The sequence below is a fragment of the Pedobacter sp. NO84 genome (genome assembly GCF_059703915.1).
In genome coordinates this window covers 1,511,140-1,532,616 of record NZ_AP046575.1, presented here as the reverse complement: position 1 = coordinate 1,532,616, position 21,477 = coordinate 1,511,140, and the positions used below count along the sequence as shown (strand labels likewise).

Annotated in this window: 11 protein-coding genes; all 11 read left to right on the top strand. The window is 39.3% G+C overall.

What is annotated here, in order from left to right:
- Positions 1-11: 11 nt before the first annotated feature.
- The 11 genes from AC6H0V_RS06625 (at position 12) to AC6H0V_RS06575 (ending at position 21,410) form a co-directional block, all read left to right on the top strand.
- A complete protein-coding gene (locus AC6H0V_RS06625) occupies positions 12-1,832 on the top strand; it encodes a RagB/SusD family nutrient uptake outer membrane protein (protein WP_497562930.1) in 1,821 nt (606 codons plus the stop codon).
- Between the two features lie 33 nt (positions 1,833-1,865).
- Positions 1,866-2,774, top strand: a complete 909-nt coding sequence (locus tag AC6H0V_RS06620; RefSeq protein WP_497562929.1) for a hypothetical protein — start codon at positions 1,866-1,868, stop codon at positions 2,772-2,774.
- 380 nt (positions 2,775-3,154) lie between these two features.
- The gene (locus AC6H0V_RS06615; RefSeq protein WP_497562928.1) at positions 3,155-4,810 is read left to right on the top strand and encodes a pectate lyase family protein; all 1,656 of its coding nucleotides are present in this window, start codon (positions 3,155-3,157) and stop codon (positions 4,808-4,810) included.
- A gap of 1 nt (position 4,811) precedes the next feature.
- The gene (locus AC6H0V_RS06610) at positions 4,812-6,437 is read left to right on the top strand and encodes a polysaccharide lyase (RefSeq protein WP_497562927.1); all 1,626 of its coding nucleotides are present in this window, start codon (positions 4,812-4,814) and stop codon (positions 6,435-6,437) included.
- Between the two features lie 49 nt (positions 6,438-6,486).
- Positions 6,487-9,666 carry a DUF6298 domain-containing protein gene (locus AC6H0V_RS06605; RefSeq protein ID WP_497562926.1) on the top strand — a complete coding sequence of 1,060 codons (3,180 nt, stop codon included), beginning with the start codon at positions 6,487-6,489 and terminating at the stop codon, positions 9,664-9,666.
- Between the two features lie 2 nt (positions 9,667-9,668).
- The gene (locus AC6H0V_RS06600; RefSeq protein ID WP_497562925.1) at positions 9,669-11,093 is read left to right on the top strand and encodes a glycoside hydrolase family 140 protein; all 1,425 of its coding nucleotides are present in this window, start codon (positions 9,669-9,671) and stop codon (positions 11,091-11,093) included.
- 2 nt (positions 11,094-11,095) lie between these two features.
- Complete coding sequence (locus AC6H0V_RS06595) at positions 11,096-12,025, top strand: glycoside hydrolase family 43 protein (protein WP_497562924.1); 930 nt, start codon at positions 11,096-11,098, stop codon at positions 12,023-12,025.
- Positions 12,026-12,459: 434 nt separating this feature from the next.
- The gene (locus AC6H0V_RS06590; RefSeq protein ID WP_497562923.1) at positions 12,460-14,274 is read left to right on the top strand and encodes a six-hairpin glycosidase; all 1,815 of its coding nucleotides are present in this window, start codon (positions 12,460-12,462) and stop codon (positions 14,272-14,274) included.
- Between the two features lie 5 nt (positions 14,275-14,279).
- Complete coding sequence (locus tag AC6H0V_RS06585) at positions 14,280-15,743, top strand: sialate O-acetylesterase (protein WP_497562922.1); 1,464 nt, start codon at positions 14,280-14,282, stop codon at positions 15,741-15,743.
- Positions 15,740-18,523, top strand: a complete 2,784-nt coding sequence (locus AC6H0V_RS06580) for a glycoside hydrolase family 2 protein (protein WP_497562921.1) — start codon at positions 15,740-15,742, stop codon at positions 18,521-18,523. The genes AC6H0V_RS06585 and AC6H0V_RS06580 overlap by 4 nt, the downstream gene beginning before the upstream one ends.
- A gap of 148 nt (positions 18,524-18,671) precedes the next feature.
- A complete protein-coding gene (locus AC6H0V_RS06575) occupies positions 18,672-21,410 on the top strand; it encodes an alpha-L-rhamnosidase (RefSeq protein ID WP_497562920.1) in 2,739 nt (912 codons plus the stop codon).
- The last annotated feature ends 67 nt before the right edge of the window (positions 21,411-21,477 follow it).

Below are 21,477 nucleotides of genomic sequence, written 5' to 3'. Positions count from 1 at the left end.
AAAAAAATAAAATGAAAAATAATATCATTTCAAACATTCAAAAATGTCTATTATTTGTAATCACAGCTACACTATTGTCTGCTTGTACAAAAGATGTTTTTGACAAAAAAGATTTAAATGGGGTTGACCCCGGGATTTGGAATTCTGAATCAACTACCAATCTTTATATTAACAAGATCTATGATGTTGTAATGCCAAATTGGCCCGCTGCTGGAGCAATCCATAATACATCTGACGAAACGAATTCTGCAACCACCGCTTTATTATACGGACAATTAACCGAGGCTTCAGTTACAGATATTGCTTCAAACAATACTGGTGATGCCAATAATAAGTATTTTACCATCCGTAGAATTAACCTTGCACTTCAAGGAATTGAAGAAAGTACATTAGATCGTGCAGTGAAATCGAAACTTAAAGGTCAACTTTATTTTTTTAGAGCCTATATTTATTTCAACCTGGTAAAACTTTACGGTGGTGTGCCGTTATTGTTGCAATCACAAGATATCAGTAGTGATGACCTTGATGTGCCAAGAGCAAAATCAAGTGAGTGCTTTGCACAAATAGCAACAGATTTGGATTCTTGTTATGCATTGCCATATTCATGGTCAGCTAGTACAGATGGCGGTAGAATTACTAAAGAAGCAGCTTTAGCATTAAAAGGAAAAGCACTCTTATATTGGGCTAGCCCACAATTTAATCCAACTAACATCCAATCCAGATGGGAAGCTGCCTACCAAGCTAATAAAACAGCTTATGATAGCGGCCTAGCAAATGGGTTCGATTTAATTGCAAACTTTTCAAATATCTTTCTTGATGAAACCACTAATAATAAAGAAAGAATTATGTGGCGTACCTATGATGCGATTACCGTTAACCCCGGAAGAGGTACCAATATTGAGAATTTGTTAAGACCTTTATCTGAAAGTAATGCAGGTGGTGGTAGTTATCAGCCAACATGGAACTTGGTACAGGCATTTACTTTGAAAGATGGTGTGCCTATTACAAAATCGGCATCTTCTTCATTTGCGTATGATCAAACGGTGTTCTATGTAAACCGCGACCCTCGTTTTGACGCCACAATTGCTTGGAACGGCGCGGTTTGGCCATTGAGTAACAAAACTGGACGTAAACAATGGAACTATCTAAATGTTACGGAAGATAATAGCAAACAAACGGCTACTGGTTTTTATATTCGTAAAATTTCTAATCCAACAATTTCTGCAACCAATTCTTTATATAACAGCAATAGTGGTGGTGGTAGCGGAATGGATTGGATAGAAATGCGTTTTGCAGAAGTTTTGTTAAACCTAGCAGAATGTGCATCTCAAACCTCCCGCATTCCGGAAGCTAAAACATTGTTGACCAAACTACGTGTTAGAGCCGGTATTGTAGCTGGCACGCAAAATTACGGTTTGAATCTAGCCAATACACCTGCAGAGATGGCAACACTGATCTTGAATGAACGCCAGGTAGAATTTGCAATGGAAGGTAAACGTTATGACGACTTACGTAGAACCAGAACCTTTCATCTTTTAACGGGTACAACCCGATTAGGATTCAGATGGACGGTTAAAGCACCAAATACAGTGGCCACTTTAGAAGCTGTTCAGCCATCGGGCGCAAAGTTTAGAGATAATATTGATATGACAAATGCTGCTCAGGTAAATACGTATTTTACACTTTCAACCGTTAACCTCGACACAACACAGCCTATCAATTTTCCTACCACGTACTATTTCTATGCTTTCCCAGTAAATTTCTTATCCTCGTCGGTTAAGCTTGAGCAGACGATCGGTTGGAATGGCGGCACATTTGATCCACTTTTATAATCGAACAAAATTTATTCGACAAATTCAAAAAAGATGAAAACAAACAAAATCACTATACTCTGCACCGTCATAACCTTGGGCCTTTTATTTGGTTGTAAGAAAATAGACGTGCCAGTGACCAATACGGTAACCGTAACGCTAAATCCAAAAGCATCAAACTATTTAACAGCAGACGCTACATTAGCTCCAAGTACACCCTTTGGTCTTAATTTTACGATTACTAGTCCCTCAGACATGGAATACGTATACGTTTCGAGAAATGGAACCATCATTACCACAGATCAGTTAACCACCGACCATAGAAGTTTCACCGCAGATAAGAGTTTAACAGCAGATGCAGCGGCGGGGGTGTATACCTATCGTATTTGGGCTAAAGACAAAGCTGGAATTTATTTGGGAGAACGTAATATCATAGTAACCGTTACTGGTGATTTCTGGTACTACACTAATAAGCAAATCTATGTTCCAGATGCAACAAAAACAGTTGGCGCCTACTACTCATCGTCAACAAACCAGGTGTTCACCTACAATGAAGTTGGAACCAAAAGCAACCTGATAGACTTTGGTTATTTCTATGATCCTACTTTAACAGGCACGCCTGCTGCAGCAAACGGACATACGATTTATGCGCTAAATATCACGCCAGTACCTTCACAACTTGCTGTTTATGATATTACAGCATTTACTAAAAATGCAACGCTGCTTAAAAAAGTAACCGCACCTACATTTGCTAACGTTAATTCATCGGCATCACTTCAAACTGCTGGAGTGGCTAATTTAGGTTCGGGAACCACTACGAGCATAAACAAGCTGGCCACCGGTAACCTCATATTGTTTAAAACGGCCACCGGTAAATATGGGATGATCCAAGTAAATTATGTGAATCGAGATCTTGTTGACGCCGGAACATTCTTAAATTTTGACGTCAAAATTCAAAAGTAATTGCTAAAAAGGCCTACATAGCGAAATCTTGTTCGTTATGCATTTTAGTATATTTGGTTAAAGGGGTACGGAGGTACCCCTTTTTTTTATATGGAAATGTTACATTTATATATGAATACTTTAATTCATAAATGTTTATCTTGCATCATACAAATTTTAAAAAAAATCACAATGTGATGTTTAAGATAAGATGGTACAGTCTTTTGGGAATATGATAGACAAAAACTTCATTTTATCCATTTATTTTTGATAAGTAAATACTTTCTAACCAAAATAAATTACTCGGATAGAGTTTGGAATAAAACCTTTCTTTGGCCATAAAATCAGCAATGCTGATATGATCTTCGAAATATCCTAACTACTCCAATGAACAACCAAATATGAAAAAGAATTTAGTAAAACTGTTGATCGTTACCTCGATAACATTGTCAGTTAACCTCGCTTTTGCTCAATACCCCAATATTCCTGCCGATGTAAAAAAAGCATCTGATGATATGATGAGAGAAGCAACCCGTCAATCAGATATTGCTTGGGAAAAAGCTAAAATTATTATTGCTCAAGAAGCCAAACAGGGCAAGCCGTATATTCCATGGGCGGGCCGACCAACAGATTTGCCGCAATCAGATTTATTAGCTTTTCCTGGGGCTGAAGGTGGGGGTGCATACAGTTTTGGGGGCCGAGGCGGAAGGGTTATCGTGGTTAAGAATTTAAATGATACCGGTCCCGGTTCATTGCGTGATGCCTGCGAACAAGGTGGGGCAAGAATAATCGTATTTAATGTTGCTGGCATCATACGGATTAAAACCCCATTAATTATCCGTGCACCTTACTTAACCATAGCAGGGCAAACTGCTCCAGGCGATGGGGTTTGTATAGCCGGAGAATCGGTGTGGATCAATACCCATGACGTAGTTGTGCGTTTTATGCGTTTTAGAAGGGGTGAAACATTTGTAGGGAGAAGAGACGACTCTATCGGAGGCAATCCAGTGGGAAATATTATGATAGACCACGTTTCGGCAAGTTGGGGATTAGATGAAAATATGTCTATGTACCGCCACATGTACAATGACAGCACTGGAAAGATCGAAGATAAATTGGCAACAGTTAATATTACCATCCAAAATTCGATATTTTCTGAGGCTTTAGATACGTGGAACCATGCGTTTGGAAGCACCTTAGGAGGCGAAAATTGCACCTTCATGAGAAATCTTTGGGCCGACAATGGGGCAAGAAATCCTTCAATTGGATGGAACGGGATTTTTAACTTCGCTAATAATGTAATCTTTAATTGGAACAACCGGTCTACAGATGGTGGCGACTATACCGCTTTATACAATATCATTAACAACTATTATAAGCCTGGACCAGTTACCAATTTAAAAGACCCTATCAGCTATCGAATTTTGAAACCCGAATCGGGAAGGAGTAAACTGCCTTACGTGGTTTTCGGGCGTGCCTACGTAAATGGCAATATCATTGAAGGAAATGCCAAAGTATCTAAAGATAATTGGGATGGTGGTGTACAGGTAGAAGACAAAAAGGGAGAACTGATGAGCTATGAACACGCTCAAACCTATTTTGCAGCAATGCGCTCTTACAAACCTTTCCCTATGGCCAAAATAACGCTTATACCAACATTGGAGGCCCATAAATATGTGCTGACCAACGCAGGTGCTAACTTACCAAAACGCGATCCGGTTGATACTAGGGTAATTGAACAGGTTAAAACTGGTAAGATTACTTATATCGAAGGTGTTACACTGCCTGAAAAAGATTTCGAACACCGACGTTTACCGAAGGACTCGTATAAAATGGGAATTTTAACCAATATTGATCAGGTTGGTGGTTATCCAGTATATGCCGGTACACCATATAAAGATTCGGATGATGATGGTATGCCCGACAGCTATGAAATTAAAATGGGTTTCAATCCAAAAGATGCTTCAGATGCCGCTAAGATTAGTAAAAGTGGATATGCTAACATTGAAGAATATTTAAATAGTGTTGTTCCCTTAAGTTCTGTAAAGCCAAATTAACATGCGCAGATCTATTTTTTGCATCATTATATGCACTGCTTTTTTTAATGCTGCATTTGCCCAATATCCAGTTATTCCAGAGGCGATGGAGAAGAAAGCCGATTCTATACTTAGAGATATAGAGCGATTATCCGAACTTCAATTTTTAAAAGTTAAGGATAAAGTTGATATCGACGCCAAAAATGGAAAACCCTACATTCCATGGGCCGCGAAACCGAGCGACCTCCCACAGGCAAAACTGTTGGCTTTTCCGGGAGCAGAAGGCGGTGGTGCCTATACTTTTGGTGGCCGAGGCGGAAAAGTATATGTGGTTACCAGTTTAGATGATAGTGGAAAAGGAACTTTACGTGAAGCCTGCGAACAAGGCGGTGCAAGAATAGTGGTTTTTAATGTTGCAGGGATCATTAGATTAAAAACGCCCTTGATCATACGGGCCCCTTACATTACGATTGCCGGACAAAGTGCTCCCGGAGACGGGGTTTGTATTGCCGGAGAGTCAGTTTGGATAAATACCCATGATGTAGTGATCAGATTTATGCGTTTCCGTCGCGGTGCCACAGATGTTACCCGAAGAGATGACGCCATTGGAGGCAATCCTGTTGGAAATATCATGATAGATCACGTTTCTGCAAGTTGGGGATTGGACGAGAATATGTCTATTTACCGCCACGTGTACGACGCAAAAGACGGATCGAAACCAGAAAAACTTCCAACTGTAAACGTAACCATTCAAAACTCCATATTTTCTGAAGCCCTAGACACCTATAATCACGCATTTGGGAGCACTATCGGTGGATTAAACAGTACTTTTATGCGTAACCTATGGGCCTGTAATATTAGTCGCAACCCTTCTGTTGGCATGTATGGCGATTTCGGTTTTGTAAACAATGTTGTTTTTAATTGGTGGAATCGCAGTGCTGATGGAGGTGATAATGCCTCATTCTATAGCTTTGTTAACAATTACTATAAACCAGGGCCGATTACTCCACCCGGAGAACCCATCTCTTACCGGATCCTCAAACCAGAATCAGGAAGGGATGCGAAATTCAGGGGAACTTTTGGTAAAGCATACGTAACCGGAAATGTTATTGAAGGAAATGAAAAAGTAACCAAAAATAATTGGGATGGGGGGGTGCAACCGGAAAGAAATGGTGATAAACAAAAATTGTTGGATTCTATCCGCACAAACACTCCATTGCCAATGGCTAAAGTAAGCTTAATTAGTGCAACCGATGCCTATACCTATGTATTGGCAAACGCCGGATGTACGTTGCCCAAACGAGATCCAGTGGATATAAGAATTATCGAACAAGTTAAAACTGGAAAAATAGACTATGTAGATGGAGGTAAAACCGGATTGGGTAAATCTTATATCAAACGCCGTTTACCAGAGGACTCCTATAAAAAAGGAATAATTTCTGATATTAGTCAGGTAGGTGGATATCCAAATTACCAAGGAAAGCCTTATATTGATACGGATAATGATGGAATACCAGATGATTGGGAACTGAAAAATGGATTGAATCCCAAGAATGCAACAGACGCTGAAAAAATTACAAAAACAGGCTATGCAAACATTGAAGTTTACCTGAATAGTTTAGTGGATATTAAGAAAGTTAAACCATAAGCGATTAGCGTTCCAAAACGTCTAACGCCACACGCCTAACCATTACATTTTGGACAATAAACGTTATAACAACAGTAATAATTTTAAAAGTTTAATTAGCTTTTGGCTCATTAAGCCTATCACTTTTGTATTTTTTGCATTATTTATTTGTTTATCGGCTGTTGCACAAAATAAAAAGCCAGAACCTCCTAAACCTATTTTTAAGGGCAAGGATGGAAGATTTCAATACACTCCCGATTCATTAGGAAACCGCATTCCGGATTTTTCTTACAGTGGATACATGGGGGGAGACCAAGCCATCCCCTTTGGGAAAATTGAAACGGTTATAGGCAAAATAACTGGAGATGCTACCAACATCATCCAAACCGCATTAAATGATGTTGCTAAATTGCCGATTGATAAGAATGGCATACGCGGTGTAGTTTTGCTCGAAAAAGGCACTTATCAAGTTTCTGGAACGCTAAAGATAACTGCTTCTGGGGTAATCCTTCGCGGCAGCGGAATGGGAAGCGAAGGTACTGTGATCGTAGCCTCAGGTTTGGATCGTATTGGTGTAATCAGGATTTTGGGGCAAAACGATCGGAAAATAAACAATGAATTGCCAATTACCGACAACTATGTTCCGGTAAATGCTACTCAACTGAACATCTCTACGGCGAGCGGCTTTAAAGTTGGCGATCAGATAAGTATTCATAGACCGTCTACTAAAAATTGGATCGATGCACTTGGTACTGATCATTTTGGTGGTGGAATTACTTCTTTAGGCTGGAAACCTGGTCAACGAGAAATTTATTGGGATAGAAAAATAACTAAAATTGAAGGCAATACCATCACGCTTGATGCGCCAATTACTACGGCTCTTGATTCTAAATATGGTGGGGGATTAGTTTCAAAATATACGTGGACAGGACGTATCAGTCAAGTCGGGGTCGAAAATTTAAAAATACAATCTACCTATAACAAAGAAAATCCCAAAGACGAGTACCACAGATGGAATGCGATTTGTTTAGAAAATGTGCAGGACGCATGGGTGAGGCAAGTCGTTTTTGAACATTTTGCAGGAAGCGCAGTTAACATCTTAGAAACGGCAAAAAGAATTACGGTAGAAGATTGTAAATCATTAGCACCAGTTTCTGAGATTGGTGGCGAAAGAAGAAATACTTTTTTAACTACAGGGCAACAAACGTTGTTTCAACGTATCTATTCCGAGTACGGCATGCACGATTTCGCAGTTGGTTATTGCGCAGCAGGGCCAAACGCTTTCGTACAGTGCCAATCTTATTTACCCTTCAGTTTTAGTGGTGCCATAGATAGCTGGGCCTCAGGAATTTTATTTGATATCGTTAATGTAGATGGACAAGCACTAAGTTTTATGAATCGTGGTCAGGATGGTCAGGGTGCAGGATGGGCGGCAGCTAACAGCGTTTTTTGGCAATGTAGCGCATCTCGGGTAGATAATTTTCAACCGCCCACCGCTCAAAATTGGGCGTTTGGTACTTGGGCGCAGTTTGCAGGGAATGGCTATTGGGATATGTCTAATGAACAAATTCAGCCAAGAAGCTTATACTACGCTCAATTAAAAGACAGAATTGGAGACGCGGCTGAGAGTAGAACAGTGCTCTTCCCCCTAGAGACCGAAGCATCTAGTAGTCCGCCAGTTGATGTTGCTCAAAAGTTAACGAAAATTGCAATCAATCCCTTGCAAACCTTGGCACAATACATTGATTTAGCGCCAAAACGGAATCCTATACCCACAAAGACAGATGTAAGGGCCATTATTGATTATGCCTATACCCAAAGAGTAAATCCACCGCAAGCAACTGCATTGACGATCAAAAATGGAGTTCTTGTTCGCGGAAATCAACTCGTTGTTGGAAATAGACAAGAAGTACCCTGGTGGAATGGAAGCGCAAGACCCTATGGACTAAAAGGAACAAAATTTCATATCACTAGATTTGTTCCTGGTCGCTCAGGAAATGGTTTAACAGACGATTTGGATTCGTTAACCGAAACGATGAAAAATGGGAATATAAAGATTCTTGATCATAATTATGGCCTTTGGTATGATCGCCGTAGAGATGATCACGAAAGGATAAGAAGAATGGATGGAGAGGTTTGGGCGCCTTTTTACGAACTACCATTTGCAAGAAGCGGACAAGGACAGGCCTGGGATGGATTAAGCAAATACGACCTTACAAAATATAATTTATGGTATTGGGACCGTTTAAAGCAGTTTGCCGATTTAGCCGATCAAAAAGGCTTGGTTCTGATTAACCAAAACTATTTCCAACACAATATTATTGAGGCTGGTGCCCATTATGCAGATTTTCCATGGAGAACTGCCAACAATATCAACAATACCGGCTTTCCGGAGCCTGTTCCCTATGCAGGCGATAAACGCATTTTTATGGCCGAGCAATTCTACGATATCAGTAACCCCGAGCGAAGAAAGATCCATGTAGCCTATATCAGAAAGTGCCTTTCAAATTTTAAGGATAACACAGGGGTGATACAGTTAATAGGCGCCGAATTTACAGGTCCACTTCATTTTGTACAATTTTGGATAGATACCATCAAAGATTGGGAAAAAGAAACGGGCAAACATCCAATTATTGGGTTAAGCGTTACCAAAGATGTGCAAGATGCGATATTGGCTGATCCGGCAAGGTCTGCTGTGGTTGATCTTATCGATATAAGGTATTGGCATTATCAGGCCGATGGAACCGCCTATGCACCACAAGGAGGACAAAATTTAGCCCCCAGACAACATGCTAGATTATTAAAGCCAAAAAAGACATCTTTTGAGGAGGTTTATCACGCAGTTGCAAGCTACAGGACCAAGTATCCCCAAAAAGCGGTAATCTACTCTGGGGATAGCTATGATAGTTTTCCCTGGGCTATCTTGATGGCTGGAGGATCCTTGCCCAACTTAGCGGGCATTAGTAATGAAATTTTATCATCGGCAGCTAATATGAAAATAGTTGCTCTTCAAGGTAATAACGCCAAACAATATGGTTTGACAAATCCTGGTGTCGCGTATATTTTATACAATGCATCTGCGGAAGCGATTAATTTGGATTTGAGCAAAGTTTCGGGAACATTTCAAGTAAAAGTATTGAATAGCCGAAACGGACAAGTAATTAGTGAAGAAAAAGTTAGTGCAGGAACTATCGTAAAAATTAATAAAGTTTCAGCTGCTGATGAAGTTATTGTTCTTAATAAAATTTAACTATGAGTTTAACCGTAAAAAAGATAACATTCATATTTCTGGTTTTAATTACCTTTTTTGGCTGTACTGAACATAAATCAGAGCGAAAAATTTCTACAGACCCTAAAAGTCTTCAGCTTTCCCCTAACAGAAGATTTTTAATGACTGGTGACGGAAAACCTTTTTTTTGGCTTGGTGATACAGCATGGCTATTGTTTAATAGATTAACTAGAGAAGAGGCTGATCAATACTTGGAAGATCGTAAACAAAAGGGGTTCAATGTGGTTCAAGCCATGCTTTTGCATGATGTGCCTTCCAGAAACGTTTACCTTGATTCGTCTGTTGTTAGAGCTAATGTTGGCGAACCTGCGCAAACTCCCGGAACCGATTATAAGGATTCTCTGGCCTATGATTATTGGGACCATGTGGATTATATCATTAAAAAAGCTGCAGAAAAAGGGATTTATATGGCACTTGTTCCAGTTTGGGGAACAAATGTAAAGGACAAAAAGGTTAAAAATGATGCCGCTGGAAAATACGCTACTTTCTTAGCTAAACGGTATAAAAATCAATGGAATATCATTTGGCTTAACGGTGGCGATATTAAAGGCAGTGATGAAAATAAAATTTGGAAAACCATTGGACAAACCCTTCGCGATAATGATAAAAACCACCTGATTACGTTTCACCCCAGAGGTAGGACAGCATCGTCTGATTGGTTCCATAATGCAGCTTGGTTAGATTTTAACATGGTACAATCTGGACATAGACGTTACAATCAGGACACCACTAAAAATGAAAAAAACCATTTCGGCCCCGATAACTGGAAGTATATCGAAGTTGATTATAAATTGAATCCTATTAAACCAACCATTGATGGAGAACCTTCTTACGAAGATATTCCACAAGGTTTGCACAATACAAAAGAACCAAGATGGACAGCAAGCGATGTAAGGAGATACGGTTATTGGTCGGTCTTTGCAGGTGCATTTGGTTATACTTACGGACATAATTCCGTAATGCAGTTGTACAAGAAAACAGATAAAAACCCCGCATATGGGCCTCGCGATGAATGGAATGTAGCCATAAATGCAGAAGGAGCAAGGCAAATGATTTACCTTAAAAAGCTCATGTTGTCTCGCTCTTATTTTGATCGGGTTCCAGATCAATCGATTATTGCAGGTACAAACGGAGAAATGTATGAGCATGTAGTTGCCACCAGAGGTAAGGATTATATCATGGTATATACCTATACAGGTAAGGAATTTAGATTAAATTCTGGAAAAATACCAGGGGAGAAATTAAAAGTTTCGTGGTTTAATCCAAGAACTGGAATAACAAAATATCTCTATACTATCGATAATAAGGCAGGAACGATACACGGGTTTAAATCACCAGACGGTGAAAAAGAAGGGAATGATTGGGTATTAATTTTGGACAAAGTATAACGATGAAGATCAGGATCAAACTTACAAAGATGATGCGGTTAGCTTTTATAGCGCTATTATTCTTTGCAATAAGCTCCTGTTCAAAAAAGGCCTATCTCTTTACCTCTTTTCACGAACCTGCCAATGAAGGGCTCAGGCTTTTGTACAGTTATGATGCCTATCATTGGAAAGATTTTGGGAGGATATTTTTGAAACCAACTGTTGGAACACAAAAAATAATGCGTGATCCTTCTATTGTACAAGGGCCAGATGGTACGTTTCATTTGGTGTATACATGCAGTTGGAAAGGTGATAGAGGATTTGGATACGCAAGTTCAAAAGACCTCATTACTTGGAGCGAACAAAAATTTATTCAGGTATTGGATAAAGAACCCACAACCGTAAATGTTTGGGCCCCAGAACTGTTTTATGATGAGGTAAAGAAAGAATTTGTTGTAATCTGGGCATCCACTATCCCATTTCGCTTTGCAAAAGGAGTAGAGGAAGAGGATAATAACCACCGGATGTATGCCATTACCACAAAAGATTTTATCAGTTTTACGGAAACTAAGCTATTTCTTGACCCTGGTTTTAGCGTAATAGATGCCGTTATCGTTAAGAAAGCCTCAAGGGATTATGGGTTGGTACTTAAAGATAATACTAGACCGAACAGAAATCTTAAGGTTGCCTTTAGCGATGAGGCCTCAGGACCATATACCCAGGTTTCGGATGCATTTACGGGGAAGTTAACCGAAGGCCCAACTGTTGTTAAAGTTGGAAGCGAATGGCTAATCTATTTTGATGCCTATGGAGATAAAAAATATTCAGCTGTTGAAACAAGTGATTTTAAAAGTTTTAAAGATGTTACACCTTTAATTACCCTCCCCGAAGGACATAAACACGGAACGATAATTAAGGTGAAGAAAAAGGTAGTTGAGAATTTGAAGAAATAAAACATATAAGAAATAACAATAAAACATATAAGAAATATAAGTTCATATAAGAAGGCTGCAACTTATATGAACTTATTACTTATATGGTTAATAACAGGAACACGATGCAGCAGAATAGGTGTAGTTTGGGTCTGAGCGAAAAGAGATTAGTTGAGAATTTGAAAAATAAAACCACGTAGAATATAGAAAAACATAGGCATATGCCAAATTATGTGTACTATGTTCCTATGTGGTAAATTGAGAGATGTGATGAGCTTTGTTGAGATTTTTGCTATCTGTTTCTTTAAGAAATGGAATAGACAAACCATATAAGACATGTAAGTTCATTTAAGGAAGATAGCTGACTTATATGGTCTTATATCCCTTATAGGGTGAAACACTGTGAAATACTATGTTGTAAGAAATAAAGATTGATGAAGGGTTTAAAAATTTACATGATTTGCATTCTTGTATTTACCGCAAAAGTAAATGCCCAAGATACCGTGCGTTACATCGGGAAAACCTTGGTTAATGCAGATTATCACCATGGGCAGCTAACGCCGGTAATGGGGGTACATAACATTCAAACTTTTAGGGCTAATCGCGAGCATCCAGAATTAGCAGAAGGTTTTGGGTTTACCTATAATCACGCGCCAATGATCGCTTATTGGAACAAGCGGTTCTATGTCGAATACCTCAGCGATAAGGTTGGCGAAAGTATCCCTCCAGGACAAACATTGGTCCAAAGCAGTGCTGATGGGTATACTTGGACTAAACCCGAGGTAGTCTTCCCGATTTATCGAATTACGGATGGAACCAAAAAACCAGGTAGGGATGACGTTGCAAAAGATTTGGATGCAGTAATGCACCAGCGGATGGGGTTTTATGTTTCAACAAACAATATCTTTTTAGTATTAGGCTTTTATGCTATTAGTTTTGACGCAAAAGACGATCCTAATGACGGAAACGGAATAGGCAGGGCGGTGAGGGAAATCCTACCAGACGGCAAATACGGACCAATCTACTTTATTCATTACAACCCCAATTGGTCTGAAAAGAATACCCGTTACCCACTTTATACCAAAAGCAAGAACAAAGCTTTTGTTGATGCCTGCAACGAGTTGTTGGCCAATAAGTTAATGACACAACAATGGAATGAAGAAGCTGATCGAAAAGATCCTCTGATTACCCTGCAAAAGCAATATAAAGCCTTCAGTTATTATCATCTGAATGATGGAAGGGTGGTTGGACTATGGAAGAATGCCTTAACAGCTATAAGCAATGATAATGGTAATAGTTGGCCCGAAAATGCAAGCAGAGCTCCAGGATTTGTAAATAGCAATGCAAAAATATGGGGACAAAAAATAAGTGATGGTAGTTTTGTCACAGTCTATAACCCTTCAGAGTATAGGTGGCCCTTGGCAATTTCAACGAGTAAAAACGGATTGGAGTATACCAACTTACTATTGGTTAATGGCGAAATCTCGGCGATGCGGTATGGTGGAAACTACAAATCGTATGGGCCACAATACGTTCGTGGAATTGAAGAGGGAAATGGGGTTCCTCCTGATGGTAAATTATGGGTAACCTATAGCATGAACAAAGAGGATATTTGGGTGTCGTCTATTCCGGTTCCAATAAAAAGTACAGCCGACAGTGAAGTGAATGAAATTTTCAATCAAATGCCGGTTGGTAAAGAATTGGAGCTATGGAACATCTATAGTCCGCTGTGGGCGAAAGTAAGCGTAGAAAATGATGGTAGTAAACGTACACTGACGTTGAGGGATAAAGATACTTTCGATTACGCAAAGGCGGAAAGATTGTTTCCAGCAAGTTCAAAGGCGGATATTTCATTTGCAATTACACCAAAACAAGTTGATTATGGCTTGATGGAAATTGAGCTACAAGATGAAAAAGGAACAGCAGCTGTTAGGCTAACCTTTGATTCGACCGGCACAATAAGTGCAAAGGCTGGAGCCCGCTATAAGAATTTCATGAAATATAAAGCAGGGGAAACTTATGATTTCAAAATCAAATTAAATGTAGCCACGCGTTTTTACACGGTAAGCGTAAATGGAAAAGAGATTTTAACCAGCTTATCTTTCGTGCCTGTGGCCTCAGTTTCCCGAATTGTTTTTCGTACAGGAGATGTCCGCCGTTTCCCTGATGTTGACACACCGGCAGATCAAACATACGATTTACCAAAGGCAGGCGAGATGGGAAAAGAAGCAGTTTATCACATCAATTATTTAAAAACAGGAAGGTTTTAAAACATATGATAAAATCAATTAAATATCTAGTGTTCGGACTTCTCATGATAGGATTTGCAAGCTTAGCACAGGCTAAAGTTCTTTTACCACAAATATTGTCTAGTGGAATGGTATTGCAGCGTGATAAACCAATTAACATCTGGGGTTTTGCTAACCCGGGAGAAAATATTGTGGTAAACTTTGCAGGACAAACCAAAACAACTACAACCGACTTAAAAGGAAATTGGTTGGTGGTTTTAGCCCCTCTTAAAACTTCTGCCCGTGCAAAAATCATGATAATTGCAGGAACAAATAGAATCATATTAACTAATATTTTGGTGGGAGAGGTTTGGGTTTGTTCGGGTCAATCCAACATGGAATATGCCATGCGCAAACTGATAAAAATTCCTACACCTTTAAATGAGAAGTTGGGCTTCCCAAAAAATGAAGTAGAGAACGCGAAAAACCAACAAATCAGGATTTTTATGGTTAACCGTAAACAACTAGCCAAACCAGATTCGGTACATAAAAGTTGGAGCGTAGCCCAAGATTCGGCGTTGCGGGCATTTTCTGCAGTTGGTTACTTCTTTGCTAAAGAACTACAACAAAAATTGGGTATCCCTATTGGAATCATCGAATCAGCAGTGAGTGGAAGTGCTATCGAACCGTGGATCGATAAGAATGCCTTTGTAATGGACGAATATTTCAAGGATAAAAAAGTAAGCAACGATCCAGGAAAATTTTATACCCCAATGATCGAGCCTCTAGCATTGTTTAAAATACGAGGTTTTTTATGGTACCAGGGCGAAACTAATTGTTTTTTAAATGAAACGATCAGCTACTCGTATAAAATGAAAGCACTGATCAATAGCTGGAGAAATGCCTGGAACGATGGTAATCTTCCCTTTTATTTTGTACAGATTGCCCCTTTTAATTACTCAAAATCAAAAGGTACGATTTCGTTAAACGAAAATACTGAACCCGAATTCTGGGAAGCCCAAGCTCAACTCTTAAGGATGCCCAATACGGGAATGGTTGTTACAACAGATTTAAACGATTACGGAGACGATCTGCACCCCACCTATAAATGGGAAGTGGGCAGAAGACTATCGCTTTGGGCATTAGCTAAAACTTATAATCAGAAAATAATCTACAGCGGTCCGATCTATAAAAATGTAACTTATGCTGGCGCTAAGGCAGTGCTAGAGTTTGAGCATGCGGATGGGGGCTTAAAACTGATTAGTAATCAGTTATTATCGAGTTTTGAAATAGCAGGTAGTGATGGTAAATTCTATAAAGCAAATACCGAAATCACTGGAAATAAAGTAATAGTTAGCGCTATATTGGTAGCCAAACCCGTCGCAGTACGTTTTAACTGGACAGAAAGCCCAACTACAAATTTTTTTAATGGACTAAATCTTCCGGCTCTGCCATTTAGAACCAATAATCCTTTAACAGCTCAATTTAAAGTTTCAACAACTAATAAATGAAAGTAAAGATTATCCTTTTCATTAACCTATTGTGTATGTTTTGCTTTGAAATTAAAGCTCAGCAAACGCAACGGGTTTACCTTTCGGGCACTGGAAATGATAAGACTGTAAATTGGGATTTCTTTTGCTCATCGGGTATGAATGCTGGAAAATGGAACACCATTCCGGTTCCATCAAACTGGGAGCTGCAGGGCTTTGGTAAATACGATTATGGATTTGCCAAAGACAGCACGCGGGGGAAAGAATACGGCTTATACAAATATCGTTTTAAGGCCGATCAAAACTGGAAAGGAAAAATAACCAATATCGTTTTCGAAGGTTCGATGACCGATACAGAGGTTAAAATTAATGGACAACTTGCAGGGGAAATACATCAGGGCGCATTTTATGTTTTTAACTTTAATATTTCAAAGCTGCTAAAATATGGGGAAGAGAATTTACTTGAAGTTAAAGTAGCTAAGCACTCTGCAAATCAATCCGTTAATGAGGCCGAGCGTAAAGCTGATTTTTGGATATTTGGAGGAATTTTTAGACCTGTATATTTGGAGATTTTACCTGAACACCACATCAACAGGATTAAGATTAAGGCTGAGGCGAATGGTAGTTTTAAGGCAATTATTAATGCTTCGGGCGATTTTGACAGAATTGGCGTTAGATTAATTGATGGTAGTGGGAAACTCGTTGGGCCATCACCCGATTTAGTTGTTGTGCCGGGTACCGATAAGGATTATTTTTATGATTGGGATTTTAAAAACCCTAAGCTGTGGTCGTCGGAGTTTCCAAATTTATATACCGCAACATTTACTTTATTTAAAAACACCAAGGCCATCCATTCAATATCTAAGAAAATCGGATTTAGAACCATTGAGGTTCGGGAGCGTGATGGAGTATATGTTAATGGGGTAAAAATAAAGTTCAAAGGAGTAAATCGACATTCTTTTTATCCATCATCAGGTCGTACAACCAGCAAAAAAATTAGCATAGCGGATGTATCATTGATCAAAGAAATGAACATGAACGCGGTACGGATGTCCCATTATCCGCCAGATGGCCATTTTTTGGATGTTTGTGATTCATTGGGCCTATTTGTGATTGATGAACTAGCGGGATGGCATGGCAACTATGATACCCCAACAGGGACAAAATTGATAGACGAGATGTTCAGAAATGATGAAAACCATCCATCTATTTTATTTTGGGCCAATGGAAACGAAGGTGGACATAATCGTGAATTGGATAAATTATTTACAGCAGAGGATCTCCAGAAACGCCCCGTAATTCATCCTTGGGAGGTTTTTGGTGGCTTCGAAACTACACATTACCGAGAATTTAATTACGGTATCGGAAACTATGATCATGGACACAACATCGTTATGCCCACGGAGTTTTTGCACGGCATGTTTGATGGAGGCCATGGAGCAGGGCTCGAAGATTATTGGAATGCCATGTGGAGCAACCCTCTATCGGCCGGCGGTTTTTTATGGGATTTTGCAGATCAGGGCGTAGTAAGGACTGATAGAAACGGAGAAATAGATACTGATGGAAATCATGCGCCCGATGGGATCGTAGGGCCCTATCATCAAAAAGAAGGAAGTTTTTTTACCATAAAAGAAGTATGGAGTCCTATATTTTTTGAAAAACGGGAGATAACTCCTGATTTTGATGGTAATTTTAGGATTGAGAACAGGTATTCCTTTACTAATTTAAATCAGTGTACATTCAGTTGGACAATTAACCAACTGGGGACCAAGCCTGCAAACGATGTTCAACAGGGTACAGCAGTGTCTCCAAGCATTAAACCTCTAGAGAAGGGCTTGCTAAAAATTAACCTTCCTGCTAATTGGAGAAACTACGATGTAATTTACATCACAGCAAAAGATCCTAAGGGTAAGGTAGTATTTAAATGGAGTTTCCCGATAATAATGCCCCAATCTGAGGTTAAAAGGTTAGTTAATATCACAGGATCAAGCCAAGTTGATGTCAAGCAAACTACCACCAGCTTTGAGGCAATAGTTGGTGCAATGCATCTATTTTTTGATAAGGAAACTGGAATATTGAAAGAAGTAAGAAATGAAAAAGGCGTGGTACCATTTAATAACGGACCCATATTGCAGGAGGGAGTAAACAATTTTAAGAACTTCAGTTATGAAAATACACCTGAAGGGCTCATTATTTCTTCTACGTTTAACAAAAAAGAAAGTTATAATACCTTAAAATGGACCATTTATCCCTCTGGTATAGTGAAAATGGAAGTTAATTATTTCCCATCTGCTTATTTCACCACTTTTGTGGGACTTAATTTTTCGTATCCAGAAACAGAGATAAAAGGGGTGGAGTACATGGGCAACGGACCCTATCGCGTTTGGAAAAATAGGATGAAGGGCAATCAGTTCGGTGTTTGGAAGAAAGATTATAACAATACGGCAACAGGGGAAGCACCGTTTGAATATCCAGAATTTAAAGGTTACTATTCCAATTTATATTGGTGTAAATTTATAGGGAAAACGCAGAGCTTTAAAGTATTTACAGATAAAGAAGATATATTTCTTAGGTTATTTACACCTAAAAAATCAAAAGATACAGAGTATGATAATATGAGCCCAACGTTTCCTAATGGAGATATATCTTTTATGAACGGGATCTCTGCAATAGGTACAAAGACCCAAAAACCAGAAACCACCGGGCCGATGGGGATGAAAAACGTGTTTTATGATTTTGAAAAGGAACCTACAAGAGCATTGAATATGACTCTGTATTTTGACTTTAGTGGGAAAGAGTGATGTAAAATGGAAGATGGAAAATGGAACATGGAAGATGGAATACGGCCTTGGGCTTCACTCTTGATGATTCTTGTAGGGGACTCCTAAAGATGTCAACCTGAGCGTAGTCGAAGACAGTATAATCTTCATAATCCGAACAATTAACTATATGAACCTAAAAATATATATCGCATTCATTAGCATTTTGTTTCTACCTCTTCAAAAGGTAGTAGCACAGGTTACCCTACAAAACACCACCTGCGAGATGTTGGCTAATCCGATAGGGATTGATGTGGTTAAACCTCGGTTTGCATGGAAAATTGTGTCAGATGAACGAAACGTAATGCAAACTGGCTATCAAATTTTAGTAGCATCTTCCTTAGAAAAACTAAATGCCAATGAGGGAGATCTATGGAATTCGGGCAAGGTTGGTACAGAGCAATCAATTCATGTGAGATACAATGGCAAAGCCTTAACAAGTCGTATGCGCTGTTATTGGAAGGTTAAAATATCAACCAATGTTGGAAATACCGATTGGTCTGCTGCTAATTCTTTTTCAATTGGTCTATTGTATTATAAAGATTGGCCAAAAGGATGGATTGGTTTTGACCGTGCTTTTGCATGGGATAACATCAAAACCGATTCCAGATTATCTGCAAGGTATTTCAGAAAAGAATTTCAAAGCACAAAAGAGATAAGATACGCCACTGCCTCAATCATGGGGCTAGGGTTATATGAGCTGTACATCAATGGCAAAAAAGTGGGTAACGATGTTTTGGCGCCAACCGCAACCGATTATACCAAAAATGTTAAATACAACACATTTGATGTTACCTCATATATTAAAAGTGGAAAGAATGCAGTTGGAGCAATCCTCGGAAATGGACGTTTTTTCGCTATGCGCCAACATTCTAAACCATATAAGATCCAAACTTTCGGTTTTCCTAAAATGCTGCTCAACATCAACATTGTTTATACGGATGGAACAACAAGCAATATAGATACCGATGATAGCTGGAAAGGCACGGCCGATGGCCCTATCCGTACCAATAACGAATATGATGGCGAGGAGTACGATGCTACTAAAGAAATGCCCGGATGGAATGCCATAGGATTTGACGATAGCAAATGGCTGAAGGCAGAATTTGTTCAAGAGCCTACCGGAACATATGAAGCGCAAATGAATGAGAATATCCAGGTGATGAATACGCTTAGCCCGGTTTCCATCTCAAAGGTTGCTGGTGGGAAGTATATCTTAGACATGGGACAGAACATGGTGGGATGGTTACAGATAAAAGTGAAAGGTATGAAAGGCCAACAAATTAAGCTTCGCTTTGCTGAATCACTTCAGGATAATGGCGAGCTTTTTACCGCTAACTTAAGAGATGCTAAATGTACCGATCTATATACCATCAAAAGCTCAGCGCAAGAAACATGGGAACCTACTTTTGTTTACCGCGGATTTAGATATGTTGAACTCACAGGATACACCTATCAACCCCCAAAAAATGATTTTATAGGTAAGATGATTTACGATAACATAAAGACCGTTGGTACCTTCGAAACTTCTGATGCCCTAACGAACCAAATTTTTAAAAATGCCTGGTGGGGCATCGCAGGAAATTATAAAGGTATCCCGCTTGATTGTCCACAACGGAACGAAAGGCAACCTTGGTTGGGAGATCGAGGCGCAGTATCATACGGTGAGAGCTTTATTTTTGATAATGGCCGGTTTTATGCCAAGTGGTTGCAGGATATCCGCAACTCGCAAAAAGAAGATGGTGCAATTCCGGATGTAGCCCCAGCCTTTTGGAGATATTATAGCGATAATATGAGCTGGCCCGGAACACTATTGCTCGTGGCCGAAATGGTTTACAAACAATCAGGTGATGTGACGGCAATTACTGCTAATTATCCGGCCATGAAAAAATGGCTGGCTTATATGCAGGCCCGTTATATGAAAGACTATATCCTAACTAAAGATAGCTATGGCGATTGGTGTATGCCACCTGTTACAATTGAGTTTGGGAGAGGGAAAAGTGCCGACAAAAAGTACCCGTCCGAATTGATATCCACCGCTTATTATTACCACTTTACACAGTTGATGATGCAGTTTAGTGAGGTGGTAGGGGAAAAAGAAGACTATCAAGAGTATCAACTTTTAGGTAATAAAATTGCAGATGCCTTTAACCAGAAATACTATAACGACAAAGGTTATTATGCTACAAATGCGCTAACAGACAACATCATTCCCCTTTATTTTAAAATTGTTGATAAAAAGAATGTGGAGAAGGTGTTTAAAAATATCACCAACACAGTCGAAATCACAAATAAGGGGCATTTGAGTAATGGTTTAGTAGGAATCCAGTGGTTAATGCGGTGTTTAAACGACTATGGTCGTCCGGACTTAGCGTATACCATTGCCACCCAAAAAACCTATCCTAGTTGGGGATATATGATTGATAACGGAGCAACTACGATTTGGGAGCTGTGGAATGGGAATACTGCCGATCCAAAAATGAATTCGCAGAACCATGTTATGATGTTGGGCGATCTGTTGATATGGTATTATGAAAACCTGGCGGGGATAAAAGCAGATAACGCCGCTTTTAAAAAGATCATTATGAAACCTGAAATAATTGATGGGTTGAATACCGTAAATGCGAGCTACAATTCGGCATACGGGTTAATTAAAAGCAGTTATAGCAAAACTGCAAGTCAGTTTAATTGGAAAGTTACCATCCCGCCAAACACAACTGCTTTAGTGTACTTGCCAGCAAAGGAAGGAGATAAGGTTTCAGAGGAAAAATCATCAATTGCAGCTTTAAAATTTATTAAAAATGAAGAGGGACGAGCGATTTATGAAGTAGGTTCAGGCAATTATTCGTTTATCGTTAATAAAAAATAGTGATGATCCGTGTCTCACCAACCGTTTATATTCATGGTAAGTAAATAAAGTTAAAGTAAAAAAATGG